23 protein-coding genes and 2 pseudogenes are annotated in these 24,553 nt (G+C 70.3%); 12 read left to right on the forward strand and 13 right to left on the reverse strand.

The window, feature by feature from the left end; translation table 11 throughout:
• Positions 1–22 precede the first annotated feature (22 nt).
• From ACFWXQ_RS38595 to ACFWXQ_RS38610, 4 genes and pseudogenes are all read left to right on the forward strand, one after another.
• A complete protein-coding gene (locus ACFWXQ_RS38595) occupies positions 23–1,327 on the forward strand; it encodes an MFS transporter (RefSeq protein WP_383954706.1) in 1,305 nt (434 codons plus the stop codon).
• Between the two features lie 60 nt (positions 1,328–1,387).
• A pseudogene (locus ACFWXQ_RS38600) lies at positions 1,388–2,527 on the forward strand (anhydro-N-acetylmuramic acid kinase); the annotation flags it as partial.
• 276 nt (positions 2,528–2,803) lie between these two features.
• Positions 2,804–3,184 (forward strand): annotated as a pseudogene (locus tag ACFWXQ_RS38605) (anhydro-N-acetylmuramic acid kinase); the annotation flags it as partial.
• A 55-nt stretch (positions 3,185–3,239) separates the two neighbouring features.
• Positions 3,240–4,202 carry a DUF2510 domain-containing protein gene (locus ACFWXQ_RS38610; protein ID WP_383954704.1) on the forward strand — a complete coding sequence of 321 codons (963 nt, stop codon included), beginning with the start codon at positions 3,240–3,242 and terminating at the stop codon, positions 4,200–4,202.
• Between the two features lie 190 nt (positions 4,203–4,392).
• On the opposite strand, the gene ACFWXQ_RS38615 is transcribed toward ACFWXQ_RS38610, so the two are convergent.
• The gene (locus tag ACFWXQ_RS38615; protein ID WP_383954244.1) at positions 4,393–5,016 is read right to left on the reverse strand and encodes a TetR/AcrR family transcriptional regulator C-terminal ligand-binding domain-containing protein; all 624 of its coding nucleotides are present in this window, start codon (positions 5,014–5,016) and stop codon (positions 4,393–4,395) included.
• Between the two features lie 249 nt (positions 5,017–5,265).
• Here ACFWXQ_RS38615 and ACFWXQ_RS38620 point away from each other — a divergent pair, with 249 nt between their 5' ends.
• Both ACFWXQ_RS38620 and ACFWXQ_RS38625 read left to right on the forward strand, forming a co-directional pair.
• Entirely contained in the window at positions 5,266–6,123 is an 858-nt protein-coding gene (locus ACFWXQ_RS38620) for a phosphatase PAP2 family protein (protein ID WP_383954246.1), read from the forward strand.
• A complete protein-coding gene (locus ACFWXQ_RS38625; RefSeq protein WP_383954248.1) occupies positions 6,120–7,082 on the forward strand; it encodes a DMT family transporter in 963 nt (320 codons plus the stop codon). The genes ACFWXQ_RS38620 and ACFWXQ_RS38625 overlap by 4 nt, the downstream gene beginning before the upstream one ends.
• Before the next feature lie 98 nt (positions 7,083–7,180).
• Here the strand turns inward: ACFWXQ_RS38625 and ACFWXQ_RS38630 are convergent, their stop codons facing one another.
• The 11 genes from ACFWXQ_RS38630 to ACFWXQ_RS38680 all read right to left on the reverse strand — a co-directional run bounded on the left by ACFWXQ_RS38630 (position 7,181) and on the right by ACFWXQ_RS38680 (position 18,589).
• The gene (locus tag ACFWXQ_RS38630) at positions 7,181–8,062 is read right to left on the reverse strand and encodes a phospholipid scramblase-related protein (RefSeq protein ID WP_383954250.1); all 882 of its coding nucleotides are present in this window, start codon (positions 8,060–8,062) and stop codon (positions 7,181–7,183) included.
• 86 nt (positions 8,063–8,148) lie between these two features.
• Positions 8,149–10,197 (reverse strand): phosphocholine-specific phospholipase C, encoded by a 2,049-nt coding sequence (locus ACFWXQ_RS38635; RefSeq protein ID WP_383954252.1) that lies wholly within the window; start codon positions 10,195–10,197, stop codon positions 8,149–8,151.
• Positions 10,198–10,377: 180 nt separating this feature from the next.
• Positions 10,378–11,430 (reverse strand): 2-aminoethylphosphonate ABC transporter substrate-binding protein, encoded by a 1,053-nt coding sequence (locus tag ACFWXQ_RS38640; protein WP_383954254.1) that lies wholly within the window; start codon positions 11,428–11,430, stop codon positions 10,378–10,380.
• Positions 11,431–11,478: 48 nt separating this feature from the next.
• Positions 11,479–12,276, reverse strand: coding sequence for an ABC transporter permease (locus ACFWXQ_RS38645; RefSeq protein WP_383954256.1), 798 nt, complete (start codon positions 12,274–12,276; stop codon positions 11,479–11,481).
• A complete protein-coding gene (locus tag ACFWXQ_RS38650; RefSeq protein WP_383954264.1) occupies positions 12,263–13,066 on the reverse strand; it encodes a 2-aminoethylphosphonate ABC transporter permease subunit in 804 nt (267 codons plus the stop codon). Before ACFWXQ_RS38650 ends, ACFWXQ_RS38645 begins: the two co-directional genes overlap by 14 nt.
• A gap of 85 nt (positions 13,067–13,151) precedes the next feature.
• The gene (locus tag ACFWXQ_RS38655) at positions 13,152–14,204 is read right to left on the reverse strand and encodes an ABC transporter ATP-binding protein (RefSeq protein ID WP_383954258.1); all 1,053 of its coding nucleotides are present in this window, start codon (positions 14,202–14,204) and stop codon (positions 13,152–13,154) included.
• A complete protein-coding gene (locus ACFWXQ_RS38660) occupies positions 14,201–14,875 on the reverse strand; it encodes a phosphonatase-like hydrolase (protein ID WP_383954260.1) in 675 nt (224 codons plus the stop codon). The genes ACFWXQ_RS38655 and ACFWXQ_RS38660 overlap by 4 nt, the downstream gene beginning before the upstream one ends.
• Complete coding sequence (locus tag ACFWXQ_RS38665) at positions 14,869–15,993, reverse strand: TIGR03364 family FAD-dependent oxidoreductase (RefSeq protein ID WP_386270268.1); 1,125 nt, start codon at positions 15,991–15,993, stop codon at positions 14,869–14,871. Before ACFWXQ_RS38665 ends, ACFWXQ_RS38660 begins: the two co-directional genes overlap by 7 nt.
• Before the next feature lie 131 nt (positions 15,994–16,124).
• A complete protein-coding gene (locus tag ACFWXQ_RS38670; protein ID WP_383952858.1) occupies positions 16,125–16,880 on the reverse strand; it encodes a GntR family transcriptional regulator in 756 nt (251 codons plus the stop codon).
• A gap of 87 nt (positions 16,881–16,967) precedes the next feature.
• Complete coding sequence (locus ACFWXQ_RS38675; RefSeq protein WP_383952860.1) at positions 16,968–17,921, reverse strand: GlxA family transcriptional regulator; 954 nt, start codon at positions 17,919–17,921, stop codon at positions 16,968–16,970.
• Positions 17,922–17,944: 23 nt separating this feature from the next.
• Positions 17,945–18,589 carry an HD domain-containing protein gene (locus ACFWXQ_RS38680; RefSeq protein ID WP_383952882.1) on the reverse strand — a complete coding sequence of 215 codons (645 nt, stop codon included), beginning with the start codon at positions 18,587–18,589 and terminating at the stop codon, positions 17,945–17,947.
• A gap of 232 nt (positions 18,590–18,821) precedes the next feature.
• On the opposite strand from ACFWXQ_RS38680, the gene ACFWXQ_RS38685 reads away from it, so the two are divergent.
• Genes ACFWXQ_RS38685 through ACFWXQ_RS38695 form a run of 3 tightly spaced genes read left to right on the forward strand, consistent with a single transcriptional unit; the run spans position 18,822 to position 21,039 of the window.
• A complete protein-coding gene (locus ACFWXQ_RS38685) occupies positions 18,822–19,886 on the forward strand; it encodes a Rieske 2Fe-2S domain-containing protein (RefSeq protein ID WP_383952862.1) in 1,065 nt (354 codons plus the stop codon).
• A complete protein-coding gene (locus tag ACFWXQ_RS38690; protein WP_383952864.1) occupies positions 19,883–20,098 on the forward strand; it encodes a hypothetical protein in 216 nt (71 codons plus the stop codon). Before ACFWXQ_RS38685 ends, ACFWXQ_RS38690 begins: the two co-directional genes overlap by 4 nt.
• The gene (locus ACFWXQ_RS38695; RefSeq protein WP_383952866.1) at positions 20,095–21,039 is read left to right on the forward strand and encodes a PDR/VanB family oxidoreductase; all 945 of its coding nucleotides are present in this window, start codon (positions 20,095–20,097) and stop codon (positions 21,037–21,039) included. The genes ACFWXQ_RS38690 and ACFWXQ_RS38695 overlap by 4 nt, the downstream gene beginning before the upstream one ends.
• A 6-nt stretch (positions 21,040–21,045) precedes the next feature.
• Here ACFWXQ_RS38695 and ACFWXQ_RS38700 read toward each other — a convergent pair whose 3' ends face one another.
• Entirely contained in the window at positions 21,046–21,843 is a 798-nt protein-coding gene (locus tag ACFWXQ_RS38700; RefSeq protein WP_383952884.1) for an IclR family transcriptional regulator C-terminal domain-containing protein, read from the reverse strand.
• 190 nt (positions 21,844–22,033) lie between these two features.
• Here ACFWXQ_RS38700 and ACFWXQ_RS38705 point away from each other — a divergent pair, with 190 nt between their 5' ends.
• Genes ACFWXQ_RS38705 through ACFWXQ_RS38715 form a run of 3 tightly spaced genes read left to right on the forward strand, consistent with a single transcriptional unit; the run spans position 22,034 to position 24,551 of the window.
• Positions 22,034–23,005, forward strand: coding sequence for an ABC transporter substrate-binding protein (locus ACFWXQ_RS38705; RefSeq protein WP_383952868.1), 972 nt, complete (start codon positions 22,034–22,036; stop codon positions 23,003–23,005).
• Entirely contained in the window at positions 23,002–23,775 is a 774-nt protein-coding gene (locus tag ACFWXQ_RS38710; RefSeq protein WP_326758431.1) for an ABC transporter permease, read from the forward strand. Before ACFWXQ_RS38705 ends, ACFWXQ_RS38710 begins: the two co-directional genes overlap by 4 nt.
• Entirely contained in the window at positions 23,772–24,551 is a 780-nt protein-coding gene (locus ACFWXQ_RS38715; RefSeq protein ID WP_383952870.1) for an ABC transporter permease, read from the forward strand. Before ACFWXQ_RS38710 ends, ACFWXQ_RS38715 begins: the two co-directional genes overlap by 4 nt.
• Positions 24,552–24,553: the final 2 nt, after the last annotated feature.

Genomic DNA, 24,553 nt, shown 5'->3' on the forward strand with positions numbered 1-24,553 from the left:
TCGCGGCGGCGGGAGGAACGGCATGGGCGCTCCGGTGCACGGCTCCGACCTGCGGACCGACCGGCCGGAGCGCTCCCGCAGGGCGCTGGTCGCGGGGTCGGTGGGCAACTTCATCGAGTGGTACGAGTTCGGCGTCTACGGCTACTTCGCGACGGTCATCGCGGCCCGGTTCTTCACGCCGGAGGGCGGCAGCGAGGCCGAGGCCCTGGTCAGGACGTACGCGTCCTTCGCGCTCGCGTTCTTCTTCCGGCCCGTCGGCGCAGCTCTGTTCGGGCGGCTCGGCGACCGCGTCGGACGCCGTCCGGTACTCATCATGGTCATCGTCCTCATGACGGTCGCGACGACACTGATCGGCGTGCTGCCCACGTACGACACGGTGGGCGCCCTCGCGCCCTGGCTGCTGACCTTTCTGAGGGTTCTTCAGGGGCTCTCCGCGGGCGGGGAGTTCGGCGGCGCGGTGTCGGTGATGACGGAGTTCGCGCCACCGGGCAGGCGGGGCCTGTACGGGTCGTGGCAGTCGTTCACGGTGGCGCTGGGGCTGTTGGGCGGGGCGGGAGTGGCCGCGCTCCTTGCGACCGTGCTCAGCGAGGGGCAAATGGGCGACTGGGGCTGGCGGTTGCCGTTCCTGCTGACGCTGCCGATGGGGCTCGGGGCGCTGTGGCTGCGCCTGCGGCTCGACGAGACGCCGTCCTTCGAGTCGCTCCGGGAGGAGTCCCGGCCACAGCGGCCGCCGGGGCGTGAGGTGGCGAAGGCGATCGCGCTGGGCGCGGGCCGCATCATGGGCTGGGCGGCGGCGGGCTACACGTTCCTCGTCGTGCTCCCCTCGTATCTGCAGAGTTCGCTGAACGCCACGTTCCAGCAGGCACTGGTCGCCACCGTCCTCGCCAACCTGGGTTTCGCGGTCACGATCATCCCGGCGGGCCTGCTCAGCGACCGGATCGGCCGGCGGCCGGTGATGCTGACGGGAGCGCTGCTGGTCACCGTCCTCGCGGTCCCGCTGCTCAACCTCCTTCAGAACACGGGTACTTCGAACGCCCTGAAGGGCGGGGCCGTGTTCGTCGCGGGCGCCGTCGTGGGGCTGATGGCGGGGCCTGGCCCCGCGATGCTCTCGGAGATGTTCCCGACGAGCGTCCGCTACACCGGGCTGGGACTCGCCTACGCCCTGTCCAATGCCGTGTTCTCGGGATGCGCGGGCCTCATCATCACGGAGACCATCGAACGGACGGGCAGCGTGGACATTCCGGCGTACTACGCGGCCGTGACGTGCGCGGTGAGCGTACTGGCGCTTCTGACACTCCGTAAGGAGCCGCTACGGAAAGGGAGTTGAGCGGGTGAGTAGGTGGAGCTCCGGCAGGGGAACGTCGAGCAGGGGGAGGAGGTCAGGCGGGTGCGGGTGATCGGCCTGATGTCCGGCACGTCGTACGACGCGATCGACGCGGCGGCGGCCGACCTACGGTTCGACGGGGACAGTCTGGTGCTGCGGCCGCTCGGCATGGTGGGCGATGTGTACGCCGCCGAGGTGCGGGAGGCCCTCGCTGCGGCGCTGCCTCCGGCGGCCACGACCCTCGCCGAGGTGTGCCGCCTGGACACGCTCATCGGGCAGGCCTTCGCGGCGGCCGCCCTCCGCGCCGACCGTGAACTGTGCGACGGGCGGGCCGAGTTGGTGGCCTCGCACGGCCAGACCGTCTACCACTGGACCGACGGCGGGCGGGTGCGCGGCACCCTGCAGATCGGTCAGCCCGCCTGGATCGCGGAGGCCACCGGGCTGCCCGTGGTCGCCGACTTCCGGCCACGCGACGTCGCCGCCGGCGGCCAGGGAGCGCCCCTGGTGAGCCTCGTCGACCTGCTGTGGCTGCGCGGCAGGCCGGGCACCCCGGTCGCGCTGAACCTCGGCGGCATCGCCAACCTCACCGCGCCCGACGGCACCGCCTTCGACACAGGTCCCGCGGGCGCGCTCATCGACGCGGCCGTCCACCACTTCACCGGCCACACCCACGACACGAACGGCGCACTGGCCGCCCGCGGCACGGTCCACGAGCCCCTGCTGCGCCGGCTCCTCAACGATCCGTACTACGCACTGCCCGCACCGAAGACAACGGGCAAGGAACTGTTCCACCGGGACTACCTGCTGGCGGCTTTGGCGCACCTGAAGGCTCCGCCGGATCCGGCCACACTGACCACTCGGGCCGCGCCGGCCACTTCGGCAGCCCCGGCGGGTCGGGCGGGTCGGGCGGGTGCGACGGGCCTGGTGGGTCCGGCAGCTCCAGCGGATCCGGAGGCTCGGCCGACTCCGGCAGCCCCGGCAGTTCCCGCTGCTCCGGCAGCCCCAGCGAGTCCGGCGGGTCCAGCGGCTCGGCCCACTCCGGCAGCCCCGGCGGATCCGGCAGCTCCAGCGGCTCCGGAGGCTGGGCCGACTCCGGCAACCCCGGCGGCTCCCGCAGCCCCGGCAATTCCCGCTGCTCCGGCAGTTCCAGCAGCCCAAGCCGCCCCGGCACCTCCGGCAGCTCTGGCAGCTCCGGCTGGTCCGGCGCGTCCCGAGGCTCGGCCCACTCCGGCAACCCCAGCGGCTCCCGCAGCCCCGGCAGTTCCAGCAGTCCCAGCAGCCCCGGCACCTCCGGCAGCTCCGGCTGGTCCGGCGCGTCCGGCGGCTCGGCCCACTCCGGCAACCCCAGCGGCTCCCGCAGCCCCAGCACCTCCAGCAGCTCCCGCAGCTCCGGCAGCCCCGGAGGCTCGGCCCACTCCGGCAGCTCCGGCGGATCCGGCAGCCCCAGCAGCGACAACGGCTCCGGTCGGCATCGGCGCCCCCGCGTACCAGGACGTGGTCGCCACCCTCACCCGGCTCACCGCGTGCACGGTCGCGGACGCCGTTCGTTCTGTGGGTGGCACCGAGGTCATCGCGTCGGGCGGCGGCACGTGCAATCCGGTTCTCATGGCGATGCTCGCCGAGGAGCTGCCGGGGGTGCCGCTGCACACCTCCGACGCACTGGGCCTGCCGTCGGCCGCGAAGGAGGCGTACGCATTCGCCGTACTGGGCTTCCTGACGCTGCACGGGCTCGCGGGCACCGACCCGAGGAGCACCGGAGCCCGGCATCCCAGCGTGCTGGGCTCGGTGACACCGGGACGGGACGGGCTGCCCCGGGTGCCCCGGGGCTTGAAACAGCCGGTGCGGCTGGTGATTGAGTGAAACGAATCCGGGGTCCTCTCATCCGGCTTTCACCCACGCCTCATACGGTGGACCCATGACGCAGGCGACTCCCCCCGGCTGGTATCCCGATCCCGGGCAGACAATTGACGGCCCCGCCACGCAGCGCTGGTGGGACGGTAGGACATGGACGGACCAGACCCGCCCCGCGGAGTCAGGCGCCATTTGGGGTCCTCCGGCGTTCTCACCGGACTCGCCGTATCCCGGCGCGCACCCCGGCGGCCCACGGCGCAAAGCGCGCACGGCGATAGCCGTCGCCGTCGCCGTGGCGGTCCTCGCCGGCATCGGCGGCGGGGTGTACGCGCTGACCGCGGACGACGGCTCGGACAGCACCGATTCGGCCGACACCCAGCCGGTGCCGACCCAGCCGGGCGGCCCGCAGGGGCAGGACGGCGGCGGCCAGGGCGGCCCCGGTGCCCCGGAGGGCGGCGAGTCCGCGATACCGCAGCCGCTGCCGTCCGAGGACGGCTACGCCACGGACCCGATCAACGGCATCAGCCTGCCCGTGCCCGACGGCTGGAGCGGCGCGACCATCCAGGTGGGCGCGCAGGTGACCACCAAGGGCTCCTACAAGTGCCCCGGCGACACCTCGGCGGAGTGCAGCCTCGGCGGCGCCTACTCCGCCCCCGCGCTCGCCCTGGAGCTCAAGGCCACCACCGCCGAGGCCGCCGCCAAGGAGGACATCGCCAAGAACGCCGAGGAGTCCTACGGCGGCAAGAGCTACGGCAAGATCACCTCGCACGACGAGCTCTCCTCCAAGGCCGTGACGGTGGCCGGGCAGAAGGGCTACGCGGTCCGCTGGAAGGTCGTCACGAGCAAGGGCGACGACGGCTACGTCGAGTCGCTCGTCTTCCCGGCGCCCTCCAACTCCAAGCAGCTCGTCGTCGTGCGCTTCGGCATCGACGTCAGCTCCAAGGCCCCCAAGCAGTCGGTCATCGACGAGATCACCAAGGGCATCAAGGAAGCCGCGGGCGGCGGCGGCAACGGGCAGGACGTGTAGGGCGTGTAGGGCGTGTAGGGCGTACGACGGTCGGGGCTCCGGGGCCCCGGCCGGACACCAAACGGCCGGGTGGGGCGCCTCTCCGCTGGAGAGGAACCCCACCCGGCCGGGGGGTGCGCGCCGCCCCCGTCCCCACGGTGCGGCGCGAGCAGGTCACCGTCCAGTCATCCCGTGGACGGCGGCCTGGGTCTCAGGTGGTGTCGGACAGCCCCAGGGCCGGCAGCAGGGCCACCTCCACATAGCGCAGGAGGTAGTCCGCGTCCGCGGGGCGCCCCTCAAGGAGGGGGCGGACGCGGAGCACGCCGAGCAGCTGCGCCGGCACGAACTCCAGGACCGGATGGTCGGCCGCGATCTCTCCGCGGTCGACCGCGCGCCGGACCATCCCCCGGAGCGCCTCCAGTTCGGGCTCAACCAGCGCGTCGCGCAGCGCCCGCTGCAGTTCGTCGTCCTGTATCAGGGACTGCCCGAGCGCCTGGAGCAGCCTGGTGTCCTCGTCCGACCGCTCGCCCGCCGTGCGCGCGACCGCACGCAGGTCCCCGGCGAGCGAGCCGGTGTCGATACCGATGAACTTGGGACAGTGGTTGGCTCGCAGCGCGGCCGCCACGAACTGCGGCTTCGTCTTCCACTGCCGGTAGAGCGTGGACTTGCTGCACCGGGTGCTGGAGGCGACGCCCTCCATGGTCAGCGCGTCATAGCCGCACGCGCGGATCTGGTCGAGCACGGCGTCGAAGAACTCCTGCTCACGCTCGGGCGTGATCTTGGAGCGGCGCGAGGCGACGACCGTCTCCGGTTCGTCCGCTGCCTGCGACGTCATGGCTCTTCTCCTCGCTGGTCTCCGCGGCCCCGAGCGGGGCCGCCTCCCGTGTGCTCTCCAGTGTGGCCCCCGGCCCGGCCCTCAGTGTGGCGCAAGTCCTATCGATACGCCAGTGTACCGGAACGCGATCGTATCGGTACACTGGCGTATCGATGAGCCTTGGACAGGACCCACCCCTGTGTCGAGTGGATCCCCTCCTGGGCTCACCACGCACCAGCACCACCAGAACGTCAGCAAAGGGGCCGGGGGATGGAAAGCCGTTCCGAGCCTGCAAGAGAAGGGGAGGCCGCGATACAGCGGCCGCCCCTCGTCCGTGAACTCCTGCTCGTCGCGGGGCTCTTCCTCGTCTACAAGCTCGGCCGGCAACTGGCCACGGGCCACACCGGTGAGGCCTTCGACAACGCGCACCGGGTCTGGGACCTCGAACGGTTCCTGCGTCTGCCCGGCGAAGGCGACGTACAGTCGGCGCTGCTGCACGGCGACACCCTCGTGCACATCGTCAACACCTACTACGCGACCGTCCACTTCCCCGCCACCGCGGCCTTCCTGATCTGGCTCTACCTGCGGCGGCCCGGGCACTACGTGTGGGCTCGCCGGGCCCTCGCCGCGATCACCGCCGCCGCCCTGGTGGTGCACCTCACGTTCCCGCTCGCCCCGCCGCGCATGCTCGCCGCGACGGGTCTCGTGGACACCGGCCAGGTGTACGGGCCCACGGTGTACGGCGCCTCGCCCGAGACCGACTCCCTGTCGAACCAGTTCGCGGCGATGCCGTCACTGCACTTCGGCTGGGCCCTGATGGTCGCGATCGGCCTGATCGCCGCGACCCGGTCCCGTTGGCGGTGGCTGTGGCTGCTGCATCCGCTGGTCACGCTGCTGGTGATCGTCGGCACGGCGAACCACTACTGGCTCGACGCGATCGTGGCGGCCGCGCTGCTCGGCATCGCCCTCGCCGTGATCCGCGTACCGCGCCGGGCGGCGACACCGACGGCGTCCACCCGGGAGCGCGTGGGCGCGGGCAGCTCCGTACCGGATGGGCCGGGGGCACCGAGCGGGCCGGGGACACCCGGCGCGCAGGACGCTCCGGAGCTCGTGGGAGCCGGACGATGAGCGCCACGCTCGTCGCCGTCGTCCTGTCGCTGTTCTCGGCCGTCGCGTACGCGGCCGCGGCGGTGGCCCAGCAGCGGCTGGCCGCACGGACCCCCGACTCCGGGGTGCTCCGGCTGCTCGGCAGTGGTGCCTGGTGGTGGTCGGTGGGCCTCAACGCGTCGGCGGCGCTGCTGCATGTGGCCGCCCTCAAGTACGGGCCCCTCACACTGGTCCAGCCGCTCGGCGCGCTCACGCTCGTCGCCGCGGTGCCGCTGGGCGCGCGGATGGCGGGGCGGCGCGTCACGCTCGTCGAGTGGCGCGGTACGGCGCTGACGCTGGCCGGGCTCGCCGCCCTGCTGGTCACGGCGTCCGGGCCCGCGCCCGACGATGTGCTGAGCGTCCCGCAGGCACTGGCCGTCGCGGGCAGCACCGCGGCCCTCATCGGCGTACTGGCCAGGCCGGGCACCCGCCCCGGGCTGCGGCACGCGACCTCGTCCGGCTTCGCCTCGGGTGTCGCCTCGGCGCTCACGCAGACCGTCACGGTCGCCGCGACGGACCGCTCGGAGTCTCTCCTCAGCGGTCAGGTGATCGTGGTCGCGCTGCTGGTCGCCGCGTTCGCGACGGGCGGGCTGTTGCTGTCGCAGACCGCCTACAAGGGCGGGCTCGGCGCTCCCCTCGCGGTGGTGACGCTGGCCAACCCGATCGCCGCCGCGGTGATCGGCCTCTCGCTGCTCGGCGAGCGGCTGCAGGGCGGCGCGGCGGGACTGCTGCTCGCACTGGCCGGGGCGGCGGTCGCGGCCTGGGGCGTGGTGACACTGTCGCGCGCCACGCCGGTGCCTTCGACCGAGACTTCGGCGAAGGTTTCGGCGGACGAGGAACACCCCGTGGCCGCGGTTCTCGCCCTGGAGCCCGGATCGGCCCTGAACGAGCCGTCGTTGCTGCCGCGGCAGCCGAAGCGCGGGCGTCTCACCCCGCTGTAGGCCACGACGGATCGCACGACGGACTGAGGGAGGGCGGCCGCGGATGTCCGCGACCGCCCTCCCTCATGACGCCCATGACGAACGGACGAACGGATTCGTCAGCCAAGCCCCCGGTTGTCCTGCTTGAGTGCCGTGTCGACGGTCAGCGCCGTCGCTATCACGAGGCTCAACAGGGGCTCGGGAAGCTGGTAGTGCAGCTGCAGGACGTAGTTGTCCGCGGTCGTGAACATCGTCTTGGCGAGGCCTTCCCAGGTCTTGGTGATCCGGGCGACCTCCTTGTCGGCGTGGTCCACGATCGAGAAGTTCCAGGCACGCCAGTTCTCGGCCTTGATCGCGCCGACCTGCTTGCCGTCGACCTTGATCGCGAAGTTGATCTTCCCGACCATGTTCTGCTGGGCGATCTCACCGACCGGCGAACCGTCCGGACGCGCCACGAGCACCCGCGACTTCATGAACTTGCGGGGCCGGGTCAGCAGCAGCTGCGGCTGACCGTACGCGTCGCGGATCTCCAGCTTGTGCGTCATGAACTGGTCGAGGCTCGCGAAGAAGCGCAGCACCTTCTTCAGCGTGCCCTGTCCGACCTGCACCACCGAGCCGAGCTGGTTGCCCTGCTGGTCCATGACCTTGTACTCGTTGGTCAGCTCGATCAGCTTGGCCTTCTGGTTCACCACCAGGACCGGCTCGGTGAACAGCGTGCCCCCGCCGGCGGAGTTCGGTGCGACTCCGGCCTGCTGGTGCACCATCTGCTGCACGCGCGGATCGAACCCTCCCGCCTGCTGCGGAACCTGCTGCGCCGGCTGCTGGTACCCAGGCTGCTGCTGATGCTGCTGCACGTGCTGGACCGGCTGAGCGGCCTGAGCCTGCTGCTGGTCCTGGTTGGTGTGCTGGGTCCACTGAACGCCGTCCCAGTAACGCAGCGTCTGGGGCAGACCCTGAGGATCCGGGTACCAACCTGCAGGAGTGTTCGAATGCGTGGTCACCGGGGCACAGTACCCCGGGTCCGCCAGTACCTGACCAGTCCGTGCGATGTGGGACTCATCGCATCTCCGATGGCGAATCGCACCCTCTAGGCCCTGGCGATCGCGGGGTCGCTGACGCCCACCCGGCCGTTCTCGACGTGCCCGGCGAACCGGCGCACGAACGAACCGCCCGCGTCGGACACGGTGAGGTCGTACCAGCGCTTGCTCGCCCCCAGGTCCACGGTGTGCCTGACGGTCGCGCCGGACCGTACCCGGATCGACTTCGGCCTGCCGCCGTAGCCGTTGGTGAGCTTGAGCTCGGCCGTGCGGGAGCCCTTGTTGGTGAAGGTCAGCTCGATGTCGTCGCCGTCGTGCCGTGCGGTGACCTCGGGTCCGGCGGTCTTGCCGGGGCCCTTGAAGACGCGTACGAAGCCGTTGGGCCCGTGCACGGTCAGGTCGTACGAGCCGTTCGAGTAGGCGGAGTTCCAGGTGTCCGAGACGCTCTTGCCGGCCTCGGTGGTGTACGTCCAGGGTCCGTCGGTGCGGCTTCCGGAGGTCACGTGGAAGGACGCGCCGGCCTTCTTGCCCGAGGCGAAGGTCAGCGTGAACTTCCCGGCCTTCGGGTCGGCCGAGCCGTCGATCCAGGGCGCGTACCGGAGCGGGCGGGCGAGCCGCAGACCGCGCTCCTGCTTCGGCAGCTTGGGATCCGCGGGCGGGGTCGGCTTGTAGTCCGGGTGCCGGTCCTTGTCCGGCGGCTCGTACGCGTCGGTGTCCGGGAGGTCGGCCGGTTTGCTGTCCTTGCGGGAGAAGTCGAAGGCGGCGGTCAGGTCGCCGCAGATGGCCCGCCGCCAGGGCGAGATGTTCGGCTCCTCGACGCCGAAGCGGCGCTCCATGAACCGGACGATCGAGGTGTGGTCGAGGGTCTCGGAGCAGACGTAACCGCCCTTGCTCCAGGGCGAGACGACGATCATCGGCACGCGCGGGCCGAGCCCGTAGGGGCCCGCGACATGGGTCGAGCTGCCCGCGAAGAGGTCCGGGCCGACGTCGACGGTGGACTTGCCGCGGTCCGCGTCGCGCGGCGGCAGCGGCGGGACGAGGTGGTCGAAGAAGCCGTCGTTCTCGTCGTAGGTGATGAACAGGGCCGTCTTCGCCCACACCTTGGGGTCGGAGGTGAGCGCGTCCAGGACCTGGGAGATGTACCAGGCGCCGTAGTTCGAGGGCCAGTTGGAGTGCTCGGAGAAGGCCTCGGGGGCGGCGATGTACGAGACCTGCGGCAGCTTGCCGCCCTTGACGTCGGCCCGCAACTGGTCGAAGAAGCCCTCGCCCTTGCGGGCGTCGGTGCCGGTACGGGCCTTGTCGTACAGCGGGTCGCCGGCCTTGGCGTTGCGGTACTTGTTGAAGTACAGCAGCGAGTTGTCGCCGTAGTTGCCGCGGTACGGGTCCGAGATCCAGCCCCAGGAGCCCGCCGCGTCCAGGCCGTTGCCGATGTCCTGGTAGACCTTCCAGGAGATCCCGGCCTTCTCCAGGCGCTCCGGGTACGTCGTCCAGTCGTAGCCCAGCTCGTCGTTGCCGAGGACGGGGCCGCCGCCCTTGCCGTCGTTGCCGGTGAAGCCCGTCCACATGTAGTAGCGGTTCGGGTCGGTGGAGCCGATGAACGAACAGTGGTACGCGTCGCAGACGGTGAAGGTGTCGGCGAGCGCGTAGTGGAACGGGATGTCCTCGCGGGTCAGGTACGCCATCGTCGTGGCGCCCTTCGCGGGGACCCACTTGTCGTACTTGCCCTTGTTGTAGGCGGCGTGCCCGTCGGGCCAGCTGTGCGGCAGGCCCTCCAGGAACTGCATGCCGAGGTCGTCGGCCTCCGGGTGGAAGGGCAGCAGGTCCTTGGTGCCGTCCGACTGGTGCCACACGGACTTGCCGTTGTCGAGCGTGACCGGGTGGGGGTCACCGAAGCCGCGGACGCCTCTGAGCGCACCGAAGTAGTGATCGAAGGAGCGGTTCTCCTGCATAAGGACGACGACGTGCTCGACGTCCTCGATGGTGCCGCGGTGGTATCCCGCGGGAATGGCCGCGGCCTTGGCGATGCTCTCCGACAGCGCGGTGAACGCCGCGGTGCCGCCTGCGAGTTGGAGAAAACGGCGCCTATTCACTTCGGGCATGGCTGGTGACCTCTTGTCCTGAAGGGGTACTGAGGGCGAGTACGTGATGGAACGTGCGCGAATGGAGTGTTCCAAGAGCAACAAACGACAGGGAAGGGTCGCGTGGCATCTGTGTGAAACACGGCGGTACGTGAGGTGCGCGTCCGGAACACGGTGCTGCGGTCCGCCTGCGGGGAGCGGTCAGCTTCCGGTGGCGTCCTTCCAGGCGTCGACGTACGAGGTGAGGTTCTTGTCGATGTCGGCCCAGTCGGGCTCGAAGACCTCCACGCCGTCCATGAGCTTGGTGAGCGCGATCGCGTTGGCGTCGGTGGCCTTGGTGTCCTGGCGGGCGCTGAAGCCGCCGCCGATCTCGCTGACCTGCTGCTGGGCCTTCCGGCTCAGCATGTAGTCGAGGAGCTTCTTGGCGTTCTCGCTGTGCGGAGCGTCGGTGACGAGACCGGCCGCGTAGGGCAGGGCGAAGGTGGTGGGCTTGCCCGTGCCGGTCGCCGGGAACCAGATGGCGAGGTTCGGCATGGACTTGGCCTGGGCGAAGTTCATCTGGACATCGCCGTTCGCCACGAGCAGTTCACCCTTGTCGACCTTGGGCGCGAGCTTTCCGGTGGAGGCGGACGGACCCACGTTGTTGGACTGGAGCTTGCGGAGGTAGTCCATGGCGGGCTTCTCGCCGCCGAAGTCGTGCATCGCCTTGATCAGCACGGCGGTTCCGTCACCCGCGACACCGGGCGTGGAGTACTGGATCTTGTTCTTGTACTTGGCGTCGAGGAGCTGTTCCCACGTGGTGGGGGCCTGCTTGAGCTCCTTCTTGTTGTAGATGAACCCGAAGTAGTTGTTGACGACGGAGGTCCAGGTGCCGTCGGCCGCCTTGTCGGCGCCGCCGACCTGGTCGGATCCGGCCGGGGTGTACTTCTGGAGCAGCCCCTTGCCGTCGGCCTGCTGGATGAAGGGCGGGAGCGTGACGAGCACATCGGCCTGCGTGTTGCGCTTCTCGCGGACGGCACGCTGCACGACCTCGCCGGAGCCGCCCTCGACGTACTCGACCTTGATCCCGGTCTCCTTCTCGAAGTCCTTGAAGATCCGGTCGTACCAGCCGTCGCCGTTCTCGCCCTTGAGGCCGTCGGCGCTGTAGACGGTGACGACCTTCTCGTCGGAGGCGGCGGAGGTTCCTCCGCAGGCGGTGAGCGGCGCGGCGAGGAGACAGAGGGCGGCGATCGGGACAATCCTGTTTCGAGGCATGGCGAGGTGAACTCCTTGCGCTGAGAGGGCTGTTCGGGGACTGGTTGGTCAGCGGTACGAGGCTTTGGTGCGTACGCGGGAGACGGCGAGCAGGGCGATCAGCGTCGCCGTCATCAGGACCACGGCGAGCGCGGAGCCGGCGAACAGGGCGCCGCGGTCGGTGGCCGCGTAGATCAGGACCGGAAGAGGAGTCCAGTCGGGCGGGTAGAGCATCATCGTGGCGCTCAGCTCGCCCATGGAGAGGGCGAAGCAGAGGCCGGCGGCGGCGGTGAGCGAGGGCAGCAGCAGGGGCAGCTTCACTCGCCACAGGACGTAGGAGGGGCGGGCGCCGAGCGAGGCCGCGGCCTGCTCGTACGCCGGGTCGAGCCGGGCGATCGCGGCCGACACGGACTGGTACGCGAACGCGGTGACGAGGACGGCGTGCGCGAGGATCACGATCGACCGGGTGCCGTTGAGCAGCAGCGGCGGCTTGGAGAAGGCGACGAGGATCGCGAGCCCGACGACGACCGAGGGCACGGCGACGGGCAGCACGAACAGGGCGTCCAGGAACCGTCGTTGGCGTCGTTTCAGCCCGGACGCCGCGAGGGCGGCCCAGGTCCCCACGACGAGCGCGAGCAGGCTCGCGGTGAGCGCGGTGACCAGGCTGGTGGTGAGTGCCTGGAGAGCCTCGCCGCGGGTGGCCGCGTCGTAGTGCCCGGTGGTGAAGCCGGACGGCAGGACGCTGGACCAGTTGGTGGCGAACGACGCGGCCAGGATCACCAGCAGGGGCAGGGCGAACAGCGGGAGGAAGAGCACGAGGAACAGGACCCAGGCGGCCCACTTCCCCTTCCTGCTATGCACCAGCACGACGGCTCACCACCCGGTAGAGGCCGTAGAGGCCCACGGAGATCAGGACGTTGACGACGGCGACCACGCACGCGCCCGGATAGTCGGACTCGAGGATCGCCTTGCTGTAGACGAGCATCGGCAGGGTCGTCACCCCTTTCGCCCCGGTGAAGAGCACGATCCCGAACTCGTTGAGGCACAGGACGAGGACGAGGCTCCCGCCGGCCGCGAGCGCGGGCAGCGCCTCCGGCAGGATCACCGTCCGGATGATCCGCGCGGGCCGCGCACCGAGGCCGGCCGCCACCTCCAGCTGCGCGGTGTCGAGCTGCGAGAAGGCGGCGAGGAGCGGCCGTACGACGAAGGGCGTGAAGTACGTGACCTCGGCGAGGAGCACTCCCCATGGCGTGGTCAGGAACTGGAACGGCCCGTCCGCCGCGCCAGTGGCGTCCGTCCAGAGGCCGTTGGCCATGCCGACGGTGCCGTAGATGAAGAGCAGGGCGAGCGTGATCAGGAAGGACGGGAAGGAGAGGAAGACGTCGATGAACCTGGCGATGCTCCGCGCCCCCGGGAACGGCACGAACGCGATGATCAGCGCCAGCACGAACCCGAGCACGAGGCACCCGACGGTCGCACCGACCGCCAGCCACACGGTGGTCCACAGCGCCTCGCGGAAGGCTTCGGAGCCGAGGACGTCGGAGTACGGCTGCAGCGAGGTCCCACCGGTGTCGGGCTGGAAGGACTGCTGGACTACGAGGGCGAGGGGGTAGAGGAAGACGAGGGCGAGCAGGACGACTGGCGGCAGGGCCACCAACCAGGGGCGCGGGGCTGTGTTCGATTTGCGGCTACCGCCGCGTGGGCGCGACGAGCCACGACTCACCCGCAGCCGACGAACAACCTCAGTCACGGCTCCCTCCCGCGGGCAGCAACACCGCGTCCTCGGGTGCGAAGTGCAACGTCACCGCGTCCCCGTGAGCCGGCGGAGCCTTGAGTTCCCGCAGGTCCGCCATGAGCCGGTGGCCGTCCACGTCGACGTACAGCCGGTGGGTGGCGCCCCGCCACTGGATCTCGTCGACGGTTCCGGCGAGCTGGTTGGGTCCGGAGCCGAGGCCGACGAGGTGGGGGCGTACGCACAGAGTTGCCTGCGCGCCGCGCGCGATCCCTTCCGTCGCGACCTCGACCTCGCGCCCTCCGAAGGAGACGCCACCCTCCCCCACCGTCACCGGCAGCAGATTGGCGTTGCCCACGAAGGAGGCCGTGAACTCGGTCCTCGGCGCCCGGTAGAGCTCGTGCGGGGTCCCGCAGTCCTGCAGCCGCGCCCGGTCCATCACCGCGATCCGGTCGGCCAGCGTCAGGGCCTCGACCTGGTCGTGAGTGACGTACAGGATCGACACGTCGGGCAACTCCCGGTGCAGCCGGGCGAGTTCGGCGAGCATTCCGGAGCGCAGCCGGGCGTCCAGCGCGGACAGCGGTTCGTCGAGGAGCAGTACGCCGGGCCGGATGGCCAACGCCCGTGCGATGGCGACGCGTTGCTGCTGGCCGCCGGACAACTCCCGGGGATGGCGGCGGGCGTACGCCGCCATCCCGGTCATCTCCAGCGCCTCGGCGACCCGCCCGCGTATCTCGCTCTTCGCGACCTTGCGCGCCTTGAGCCCGAAGGCCACGTTGTCCTCGACGCGCATGTGCGGGAACAGCGCGTACTGCTGGACGACCATCCCGATCCCCCGCCGGTGCGGCGGCAGTTCGGTCACATCGCGCTCGCCCAGGTACACCCGCCCGGAGGCGGGCCGCACGAACCCGGCGACCGCCCGCAGCGCGGTGGTCTTGCCGGACCCGGACGGCCCGAGCAGGGCCATCACCTCGCCGGGTTCGACGGTGAGGTCGAGCGCGTCGAGGACGACGTTCCCGTCGTAGGCGACCGTGACCGAGTCGAAGCGGATGCCGCTGCTCATGCGAGCGCTCCCGGCAACTCCGCCACGGAACCCAGCACTTGGGTGGCCCCGGCCGCCCGCAGCGCGTTCTCGTCGTGCGCGCCGGTCAGGACACCGACGACCATGCCCGCCCCCGAACGGACCCCGCTGAGCATGTCGTACGAGGTGTCGCCGACGACCGCGATCTGCCGGACGTCGTCCGCCGCCGCGGTCCGCAGGAACGCGCTGAGGACCATGTCGGGGTAGGGGCGCCCCCGGCCCCCGGCGTCGGCGGGGCACAGCGTCAGGGGGACCAGGTCCTGCCAGCCGAGCGCGGCCAGGATCGCGTCCTGTGTGGTGCGCGCGAAGCCGGTGGTCAGTACGACCGTGCGGCCCTGGGACCTGAGCTGCTCGATCGCCTCGCGTGCACCGGGGATCGGCGCGACGAGCCCGCCGTCGACCAGCTCCGCGTACGCCTCCTCGAAGGCCTTGTTGGCCTCCTGGGCCTTCGCCTCCTCCCCGAACAGATGCCGGAAGACGGAGATCTTGGACTCGCCCATGGTGGCGCGGACGTAGTCCAGCATCGCCTCGGGATCGGCGCCCAGCCGCTGTGCCGCGGCCGTGAAGGCCCGCTCGACGAGGCCGCCGTCGGCGACGGTCGTACCGGCCATGTCGAGCACGACAAGTCGGATGTTCTCGGGGTCGTTTACCATCCCAGCTCCTTGGCGGTCGTCTCGGCGATCGCGGGCGAGCAGGTCATGCCGCGCCCGCCGGGCCCGGTGACCAGCCACACCCCGTCGCGCATCTGCTGCCGGTGCACGACCCGGCTCGGGTCGGTGCACTGCGCGTACACCCCGGCCCAGCGGCGCCGGATCTTCGGCAGCGGGCGGCCGAGGAAGGACTCGACGACCTCGGTGAGGTGGTCGTAGGGGTCTTCGAGGGTGTCGAATGCGAACGGGTGCTCGTACTCGTGGGTGTCGCCGATGGTCAGCCCGCCGTCGGCGCGCTGCACCATGAGCATTTGCATTCGGTGGCGCGCGGCCGTCTCGGCCTGCGGCCGGCGGGCGTTGAGCTCGTCCAGGGCCGCGGAGTCGTACGCCGGGTAGTAGCGGAAGCTGTCGGCGTCGGCGACGGAGGTGGTGAGCGGCTCGCCCAGCGGGTCGGTCTGCATCATCTGGAGACGTACGCGGCGGACGGGCAGGTCGGGTCCGGCCAGCTCGCGGACCAGGCCGCCGAGCCATGCGCCCGTGCAGAGGACGACGACGTCCCCGCTGTGCACGTCCCCGTGGTCGTCACGGACGGCGTGGTGACCGATGACCTCGCGGACCTCCCTGCCGGGCAGGAAGGTGTACCGCGGCGACTTCAACAGCTCGGCGCGCAGGGCGAGTTGTGCGGTGCGCGGCTCCACGGCCGCGTCCCGCTCGCAGTACAGGGCCCCGGTGAACTCGCCACGCAGGGCGGGGTTCAGGGCGCGCGCCTCGTCGGGCGTCAGCAGCTTGTAGCCGCGGGCGGGTGCGTCCTCACGGGCTACGGCGGCCTCGGCGACGGCGAGTTCGAGGTCGCCGCGGACGGGGGTCAGGGAGCCGTTCGGGCGGAAGCCGAGTCCGGGGATCCGGCCGCCGATCTCCTCCCACAGCTCCCGCGCCCGCAGCGCGGTCTCCAGTTCCTCGCCCCCCGCGCGGCCACTCACCCAGATCTGGCCGAAGTTGCGCAAAGACGCGCCGCGAGCCTCCGCCTCGCGCTCGATGTGTACGACCTCATGGCCGCGTTCCACTGCTTGCCAGGCGTGCATGGTGCCCACCACGCCGGCTCCGACGACTATCACTCTCACGACGGCCACGCTCCTCGGGATCGGGGAACCGGAAGGGTCCGGCTCACAACGAGAGCGTGAACTGACCATCACGTTTGGGCTAGACCCGTTATCTTTTCGTTATATTCGGACGGGTCGGCGGAGGGTGTTTTTCAGCCGCGCAGATGGGTCGTGAACGAGAACCGGTCCCCCCGGAACAGCGTCCGCACCCGCTCCAGCGGCTGCCCGTCGGTGTCCCGCGAGACGCGGTGGATCAGCAGCATCGGAAGGGCGGGCGGGGTGCCGATGAGGAGGGCCTCGCGCGGGGTGGCGAGCACCGTCTCGATGCGTTCGTCGGCGTCTCCGAAGGCGATGCCCTGCTGGTGGAGGTAGGCGTAGAAGGAGGAGTCGGGTTCGAAGTCGGCGTCCAGGCGGGGCAGGCGGGCCACGGAGACGTAGGTGCTTTCCAGGCCGACCCGCTCGTCGTCCGCGAGCAGCACGCGCTCCAGATGCCAGACGGGCTCGCCGCGCGAGAGCCCTGTCTCGGCGGCGAGCGCCTCGGGGCAGGGGAAGCGGTCGAGGGTGACGAGGTTGCGGCCGGGGGTGCGTCCCTGGCGTCGTACGCCTTCGGTGTAGCTGGCGAGCGAAAGGGGCTGCTCCAGCTTGGGGCCCGCGACGACCGTGCCACGCCCCTGCCTGCGCAGCCGCCCTTCCAGCACCAGTTCACGGATCGCCTGCCGCACGGTCTCCCGCGCGACCTCGTACCGCTCGGACAGGTCCCGCTCGGTGGGGAGCAGCCCGCCCTCGCCGAGTTCGTCGACGAGGGCGGAGATCCGCGCCTTGACCGCGTAGTACTTCGGGATACGGCCGTGCTCCGGAATTCCGGAGCGGACAGGGGCCGCGGGGTGCTGATCGTTCGGGTAGTCCACGCAGGGATCGTCGCAGATGGATTGCGCCACCATCCAACTGTTGGTGCCCAGCCGGCCGTCCTCGGTACGGCGAACCCGACAGCGCCTTCAGCGACCGGGATCGGTGGATCTGAAACGTGCCCGGTACGTGGTGGGTGTCACCCCCAGCGTGTGGTGGAAAGCGCGGCGCATGGTCTCCGAAGAACCGAAACCGGACCGGCCGGCCACGGCTTCGACGGGTTCGTCGCCGGTTTCGAGTATGGCGCGGGCACTCTCCAGCCTTGCGGATTCGAGGTACTGACCTGGCGTCATGCCGGTTTCGCTGCGAAACAGGCGGGTCAGATGGCGGGGGCTGACGCCTACGTCCCGGGCGAGTGTGTCCAGGCTGTGCGGAGCCGCCGGGTCGGCCACGACCGTGTCCATCGCGCGTCGCAGCCGGGGATGCCTGGCCTCCCGCGGAATCAGGCGGACGCTGAACTGGGACTGGCCGGCGGGACGGGCCATGAAGACGACGAGTTCACGTGCCACGTCGCGTGCCAGGTCAGGGCCGTGGTCGTCCTCTACCAGGGAGAGTGCCAGGTCGATGCCCGCGGTGATACCGGCGGAGGTGGTGACGTGCCCGTCCTTGACGAAGACCGGGTCCGCCTCCACGCTCACCCGCGGATAGGCCGCCGCCAGTTCGTCGGCCAGCCGCCAGTGGGTGGCCGCTCGCCTCCCGTCCAGCACCCCGATGTGCGCGAGAAGGAAGGCTCCGGCGCACACCGAGGTGACCCGGCCGGATCGGCGTACGACCTCGGTGACGCACTCCACGACGTCCACGTCGGCGACCGCTTGCCGCCAGTCGCGCCGGCCGGGCACGACCACGGTGCCAAGCCGTGCGGGCAGGCTTTCCGGGGCACCGTCCACTCCGATCCGCACGCCCGAGGACGTACGCACGTCCGCGCCGCCCGGCGAGACGGTCCGGACGTCATAGCGGGCACCGAACATGTTGGCCGTCCCGAACACCTCGGCGGGGCCGGTCACATCGAGCAGTTGCACGCCGTCGAATGCGGTGATGGCCACCACTCGATCCGCGGAGTGCGCTCCTACTCGGGCCACGGGGAATCCAGGATGGTGCGGACGAAGTCACCACGCTCGAAACCAGGCACATAGTGGGCGAGGACATCGGCCTTGACATTGCCGAACGTGGTTTCCGGCTTGGGCCGCACACCTTCGGTGAAGGCACCCAGAATGCGGTTCTTGAAGTCGGGACGGGGATGCAGAGCCACCACGGCGGAACGCTCCGCCTCTGAGATCTCGTGATATCCGATGCCCAGCACATCGGTCTCCACGCCCGCGGTCACCAGAGCCACCTCCGGCTCCATGAATTCCGGGATGCCCGGAGTCGTGTGCAGGGCGACAGCGGTCCACACCCGGCGAATGCTGTCCTCGGGCACCTTCCTTGCCTGCAGAAAGCGTCGCGCCTCGTCGGCTCCGTCCACCTCGAACCGGCGCCCGCTGTCATGGAACGGCTCCCCCAATCCGAGGTCATGGAACATCGCCGCGACATACAGCAGTTCCGGGTCGAAGCTGAGATCCCGATTGCGGCCTTGAAGACTGCCGAAGAAGTACACCCGCCGCGAATGATCGTAAATGAGATCACTCGTACTGTCCCGGACTAGCTGAGTCGCCTCGTTCGCCAATTTGGAATCCGGCACCTGCACTCCGGCTGCGGAATGAACGTTCACCATCGCCACCACCTGCTACTCCGTCCGCCGGCACCTCCGGCCACACCTCCAGTGTCCGAATCAAGCCCTCACCCCGCCATGGCCGCACGGCCACGCAACCCACAGATACGGACACCGGCGAGAGCTCTTCCGTCTCGCGGAAGCCGCCTTGCGGAGCCCCCGCAAGGGTCACGACTCTGATGGCAACCACGGCACGCGGGGCGACGGAGCCCCGCTCTCAGGGACGGGACCGCCCATGCCTCATATGACCGCCTTCGCCAGGAATCAGTGGTACGTCGCCGCCTACGCCCACGAGGTGGGGCGGGAGCTGCTCGGTCGGACGGTTCTCGGTGAGCCGCTCGTCTTCTACCGCACCGAGGACGACGGCCGGCCGGTCGCCCTGCACGACCGCTGCGTGCACCGCAGGTATCCGCTCTCGGAGAGCGGGCTCGACGGCGACCGGATCGTCTGCGGCTACCACGGCTTCACGTACGACACGACGGGTGCGTGCGTGTACGTGCCCGGTCAGAAACGCGTCCCCCGCACCGCCCGGGTCGCCTCCTATCCGGTGGTCGAGCAGGACGCCCTGATCTGGGTGTGGATAGGCGACCCGGCCCTCGCCGACCCGGAGACCATTCCGCGGGCCAGGCACCTGGACTCCCCCGGCTGGGTCACCGTCAGCGGGATGGAGCCGATCGACGCCGACTACGGCCTCCTCGTCGACAACCTCCTCGACCTGTCCCACGAGACGTATCTGCACGGCGGCTACATCGGCACCCCGGAGGTCGCCGAGACGCCGATCACCACCGAGGTGGACGAGGGCGCGGGCATCGTGCGGGTCAGCCGGCACATGGACGACGCCGAGTGCCCGCCGTTCTACGCCAGGTCGACCGGTATCGAGGGGCGGATCACCCGCTGGCAGGACATCGAGTACCACGCGCCGTGTCTGTATCTGCTGCACAGCCGGATCGCCCCGGTCGGTATGGTGCCCGAGGCGGACGGCAGCGACCCGAACGGCTTCCACACGGAGATCACGTACGCCATCACGCCGTCCGCCGACGGCAAGGTGTACGACTTCTGGATGGTCTCGCGCGACTGGGCGACCGACGACGCCGAGGTCACCGAGTTCCTGCGGGGCAACAACCACACCGTAGTGATGCAGGACGTGGACGCGCTCAATCTGCTGCAGAAGACGCTGGGGACCGAGCGGACCGGCTACCAGGAGCTGAGCATCAACATCGACACCGGTGGTCTGGCCGCCCGCCGTATCCTCGCCCGGCTGGTCGAGGAGGGCGAGAAGCCCATGGAGAAGGTCCAGTGACCAGCCCGACCGGCGAGATCTACCGCATCGACTGGCTGCCGGGCACCGATGTGCTGCACGGCACCTGTCACTGCGGGGCCGAGCACAGCGCCGAGGATCCGATCGAGATGTGGGAGTGGATGCTCGGCCACCCCGAAGGGCACACTCCGCGCGACCCGAACGTGCCGAACGGTCCACGCGGCCCGAACGTCCCCCAAGGAAACGGCTCATGACCTCCTACGAAGCCGAACTCGTCGTCGAGCGACGGGACTTGGCCGCCGAAGGCGTGCTCGCCCTCACCCTCCGCCATCCGCTGGGCGAGGAGCTGCCGGCCTGGGAGCCGGGCGCCCACATCGATGTGATCCTGGGCCCGGACCTGGAGCGGCAGTACTCCCTGTGCGGTGACCCTGCCGACCGGCACTCCTGGCGCGTCGCGGTCCTGCGCGAACCCGACGGACGCGGCGGATCCGCCCATGTCCACGGGCAGTTGGAGGCGGGCGACAAGGTCCGCGTGCGCGGCCCGCGCAACCACTTCGCCCTCCAACCCTCGCCGCGCTACCGCTTCGTCGCGGGCGGCATCGGCATCACCCCGATCCTGCCGATGCTGGCGGAGGCCGAGGCGGCGGGCGCGGAGTGGACACTGCTGTACGGCGGTCGTACCCGCAACTCCATGGCTTTCGTCGGGGAGTTGAGCCCGTACGGGGACAAGGTGCGCGTCGTCCCGCAGGACGAGGCCGGGCTGCTCGATCTCGACTCCGAACTCGGCAGCCCGCAGCCCGGCACCCTCGTCTACTGCTGTGGTCCCGGGCCGCTGCTGGACGCCGTGGAGGAGCGGTGCGCACAGTGGCCGAAGGGCTCGCTGCACGTCGAGCGGTTCCAGCCCAAGGTCCAGGAGACGGGCGCGGAAACGGAGTTCGAGGTGGTCCTGGAGCGCTCGGGTCACACGCTCACCGTCCCCGCGGACGTCTCCGTGCTCGACACCGTACGGTCCGCGGGGGTCGAGGTGCTCTTCTCCTGCACCGAGGGCACCTGCGGGACCTGCGAGACGGACGTACTCGAAGGCACCCCGGACCACCGGGACTCGGTGCTCACGGACGAGGAGCGGGAGGCCGGCGAGACCATGCTCATCTGTGTGTCCCGGTGCCGCGGGAAGCGCCTCGTGCTCGACCTGTGACGACTCCTACCGCGTCTCCGACCCGATCCGCCGGACGGACCCCAGGTCCGCCTCGATCCGGGCGACCGTGGCCAGCAGGTGCGGCAGCAGGTCACGGCGTACGGAGTCGACGGAGTTGCGGCTGGCGTGCACGGGGATGTTGACCGCCGCCACCACCTCGCCGTCCCGGTCCCGTACCGGGACGGCGACCGAGCGCAGCCCCTCCTCCAGTTCCTGGTCGACGATCGCGTACCCCTGTCGGCGGACCCGGCGCAGTTCGGTGCGCAGCAGGTCGGCCGAGACGATCGTGCGGCCCGTGAGAGCGCGCAGGTCCGCGCGGACGAGCCGGGCGTCGATGTCCTCGTCGGGCAGCTGCGCGAGCAACACCCGCCCCACGGAGGTGACATGGGCCGGGAAGCGGGTGCCGACCGTGATCGTCGCGGTCATGATGCGGTGGGTGGGCACCCGTGCCACGTACACGATGTCGTCGCCGTCGAGGACGCACAGGGACGACGACTCCCTTATCTGCGCGACGAGTTGCTCCAAGTGCGGCTCGGCGATCTCCGGCAGGGTGAAACTGGACAGGTACGAGTAGCCGAGTTCGAGGACGCGCGGGGTGAGCCGGAACATCCGCCCGTCCGTCGTCACGTATCCCAGGTCGAAGAGCGTCAGCAGGAAGCGGCGGGCCGCCGCGCGGGTGAGGTCGGTGTGCCGTGCCACCTCACTGAGCGTCAGTTCCGGGTGCTCGGCGTCGAAGGCGCGGATGACCGCGAGGCCGCGCTCGAAGGAACGGACGAAGTGCGGTTCGCGGGCTCCAGCAGGCATCATCGCCTCCACGGGACGCACGGGGGTGCGCACTGCGCACGCTAGGAGCACACTTCGGCAACTGTCAACGACCTTGCGTGTCAAGAGCATTGACCCGCTCCCGGCGAGGTTCTACGTTCCCGCTGAGCACTTCTGTGCGGTCTGCGCACAGCCTGTCGAGGAACTGTCCCAGTGGTCCAGAGGGGGAGTCATGCGTCGTCTGCTCATCGGCCTCGCGGCCGGCGCCGTGTTCGTCACCGCGACGGCCTGCGGTTCGTCCGACTCCGCCGGGTCGGACGACGACAAGGCGTCCGGCGGTGGTACCACCACGATCAAGGCCGGCGTCATCCCCATCATCGACGTCGCGCCCCTGTACCTGGGCCAGTCGAAGGGCTTCTACAGCAAACGCGGCATCAAGCTGTCGCTGACGAGCGCCCAGGGCGGTGCGGCGATCGTGCCCGGTGTCGTCTCCGGCCAGTTCGACTTCGGCTTCAGCAACATGACGTCCCTGCTGGTCGCCCAGTCCAAGAACATGCCGGTCGAGGCCGTGTCGAACGGTGTCGCGTCGACCGGCAAGGAAGGCGCCGACTTCGCGGAGCTCGCGGTGAAGAAGGGCAGCCCCCTCAAGTCCGCGAAGGACGTGGAGGGCAAGAAGGTCGCCGCCAACACGCTCAACAACATCTGTGACACCTCGACCAGGGAGTCGGTCCGCAAGGACGGCGGCGACCCGTCCAAGGTCGAGTTCGTGGAGATGCCCTTCGACCAGATGCCGGCCGCGCTCGCGAACGGCCAGGTGGACGCGGCCTGTGTGGTGGAACCCGCGCTCGCCACCATCAAGTCCCAGGGCGGCACCAGTATCGCGTCGCTCTTCGTCGACGTGTCGCCGGACCTCACCGTGGCCATGTACTTCACCTCCCAGCAGTACGCACAGAAGAACCCGGAGATGGTGAAGAAGTTCCAGGAGGCGACCGCCGAGTCCCTCGCGTACGCCGACAGCCACCCGGACGAGGCCCGCGAGATCATCGCCACGTACACGAAGATCCCGAAGAACCTCCTGGAGACGCTGACCCTGCCCCGGTGGCCGGCCGAGCCGAACCGCGCCTCGATCGAGCGGCTGTCCGAACTGGGCGTGCAGGACGGCCTGTTCGACAAGGCCCCGGACCTGGACAAGCTGCTGCCGTGAGGGGCACCAACGCCCTCCTGGGCGCGGCCGGGCTCGCGGTCTTCCTCGCACTGGGCGAGGCGGTGCCGCGGCTCGGCCTCGTCAAGGACGAGTACTTCCCGCCCACCAGCCGCATAGCCGACGCGCTCGCGACGGAGCTCGCCGACGAGGCGTTCTGGACCGCGCTCGGGGACACGCTCACCGGCTGGGCGATCGGGCTCACGATCGCGGTGACGGCCGGAATCCTGGCGGGAGTTCTGATCTCGGTCACGCCCTACCTCCGCGAGGCGACGGCCTCGACGATCGAGTTCCTGCGCCCGATCCCCTCGGTCGCCCTGATCCCGCTGGCCGTCCTGCTGTTCGGCACCGAACTGCGCTCGGTCCTCCTCCTGGTCGTGTACGCGTCCTTCTGGCAGGTCCTCGTCCAGGTCATGTACGGCGTCCGGGACGTCGACCCGGTCGCCGAGGAGACGGCCCGCTCCTACGGCCTCGGCACCTGGGCACGGATCCGGCACGTGCTCTGGCCCACGGCCCTCCCGTACGTCATGACGGGTGTGCGGCTGGCCGCCGCGGTGGCGCTGATCCTCGCGGTTACCGCCGAACTCGTCATCGGGGCACCGGGGTTGGGCGCGCGGATCGCCGTCGCCCAGACCTCGCAGGCCGTGCCGGAGATGTACGCGCTGGTGGTGGTCACCGGACTGCTCGGGCTGCTGATCAACGTGGGCGCGCGGACCGTCGAGCGGCGGGCGCTGGCCTGGCACCAGTCGGTGCGCGGGGAGGTGGCGGTGTGAGGGGCGTCCTGCTGCGGGTGTTCTTCGTCGTCGCGCTGCCCGCGCTGCTGGTCGCGCTTTGGTGGGTCGCCTCGGACGACAGCACCGACGTCTACTGGCCGCCGCTGCGCACGATCCTCACCACGTTCCCGGACGTGTGGACGGCTGAGCGGTGGCGCGAGGACGTACTGCCGAGCGTGCTGCGGCTGAGCGCGGGTTACGCGTGCGCGGCCGTCGCCGGTGTGGCGCTGGGCACCGTGATCGGCTCGTACCGCAGGGTACGGGCCGTGTGCGAGCCGGTGCTTGAGTTCCTGCGCGCGGTGCCGCCACCGGTGCTCGTGCCGGTCATCATGCTGTTCGCGGGCATCGGGGACACCATGAAGATCGCCGTGATCGCGAGCGGCTGTGTCTGGCCGATCCTGCTCAACACCGTGGAGGGCGTCCGTGCGGTCGACTCGGTGATGTCGGAGACGGCCCGCTCGTACGGCATCACAGGGGTCGCCCGGCTGCGGCACGTGGTGCTGCGCTCGGCGAGCCCGCAGATCTTCGCGGGGCTGCGGCAGGCCCTGTCCATCGGCATCATCCTGATGGTCATCAGTGAGATGTTCGCCGCGAGCAACGGGCTCGGCTTCACCATCGTCCAGTTCCAGCGCGGCTTCGCCATCCCCGACATGTGGACCGGGATCCTGCTGCTCGGGCTGCTCGGTTTCGTGCTGTCGGTTCTCTTCCGGTTGGTCGAGCGGCGGGTGCTCGGCTGGTACCACGGTCTGCGCGACGTCTCCCGGCGGTCCTCGTGAAC

The sequence above is a fragment of the Streptomyces sp. NPDC058697 genome (assembly GCF_042715345.1).
Classification (GTDB): Bacteria; Actinomycetota; Actinomycetes; order Streptomycetales; family Streptomycetaceae; genus Streptomyces; species Streptomyces liliifuscus.

What these genes read in the sequence shown, in the direction of transcription:
- ACFWXQ_RS38595 (WP_383954706.1), top strand. Translation starts at nt 23, where the DNA reads ATGGGCGCTCCGGTGCACGGCTCCGACCTGCGGACCGACCGGCCGGAG.
- ACFWXQ_RS38610 (WP_383954704.1), top strand. Translation starts at nt 3,240, where the DNA reads ATGACGCAGGCGACTCCCCCCGGCTGGTATCCCGATCCCGGGCAGACA.
- ACFWXQ_RS38615 (WP_383954244.1), bottom strand. Translation starts at nt 5,016, where the DNA reads ATGACGTCGCAGGCAGCGGACGAACCGGAGACGGTCGTCGCCTCGCGC.
- ACFWXQ_RS38620 (WP_383954246.1), top strand. Translation starts at nt 5,266, where the DNA reads ATGGAAAGCCGTTCCGAGCCTGCAAGAGAAGGGGAGGCCGCGATACAG.
- ACFWXQ_RS38625 (WP_383954248.1), top strand. Translation starts at nt 6,120, where the DNA reads ATGAGCGCCACGCTCGTCGCCGTCGTCCTGTCGCTGTTCTCGGCCGTC.
- ACFWXQ_RS38635 (WP_383954252.1), bottom strand. Translation starts at nt 10,197, where the DNA reads ATGCCCGAAGTGAATAGGCGCCGTTTTCTCCAACTCGCAGGCGGCACC.
- ACFWXQ_RS38640 (WP_383954254.1), bottom strand. Translation starts at nt 11,430, where the DNA reads ATGCCTCGAAACAGGATTGTCCCGATCGCCGCCCTCTGTCTCCTCGCC.
- ACFWXQ_RS38655 (WP_383954258.1), bottom strand. Translation starts at nt 14,204, where the DNA reads ATGAGCAGCGGCATCCGCTTCGACTCGGTCACGGTCGCCTACGACGGG.
- ACFWXQ_RS38660 (WP_383954260.1), bottom strand. Translation starts at nt 14,875, where the DNA reads ATGGTAAACGACCCCGAGAACATCCGACTTGTCGTGCTCGACATGGCC.
- ACFWXQ_RS38680 (WP_383952882.1), bottom strand. Translation starts at nt 18,589, where the DNA reads ATGGTGAACGTTCATTCCGCAGCCGGAGTGCAGGTGCCGGATTCCAAA.
- ACFWXQ_RS38685 (WP_383952862.1), top strand. Translation starts at nt 18,822, where the DNA reads ATGCCTCATATGACCGCCTTCGCCAGGAATCAGTGGTACGTCGCCGCC.
- ACFWXQ_RS38695 (WP_383952866.1), top strand. Translation starts at nt 20,095, where the DNA reads ATGACCTCCTACGAAGCCGAACTCGTCGTCGAGCGACGGGACTTGGCC.
- ACFWXQ_RS38700 (WP_383952884.1), bottom strand. Translation starts at nt 21,843, where the DNA reads ATGCCTGCTGGAGCCCGCGAACCGCACTTCGTCCGTTCCTTCGAGCGC.
- ACFWXQ_RS38705 (WP_383952868.1), top strand. Translation starts at nt 22,034, where the DNA reads ATGCGTCGTCTGCTCATCGGCCTCGCGGCCGGCGCCGTGTTCGTCACC.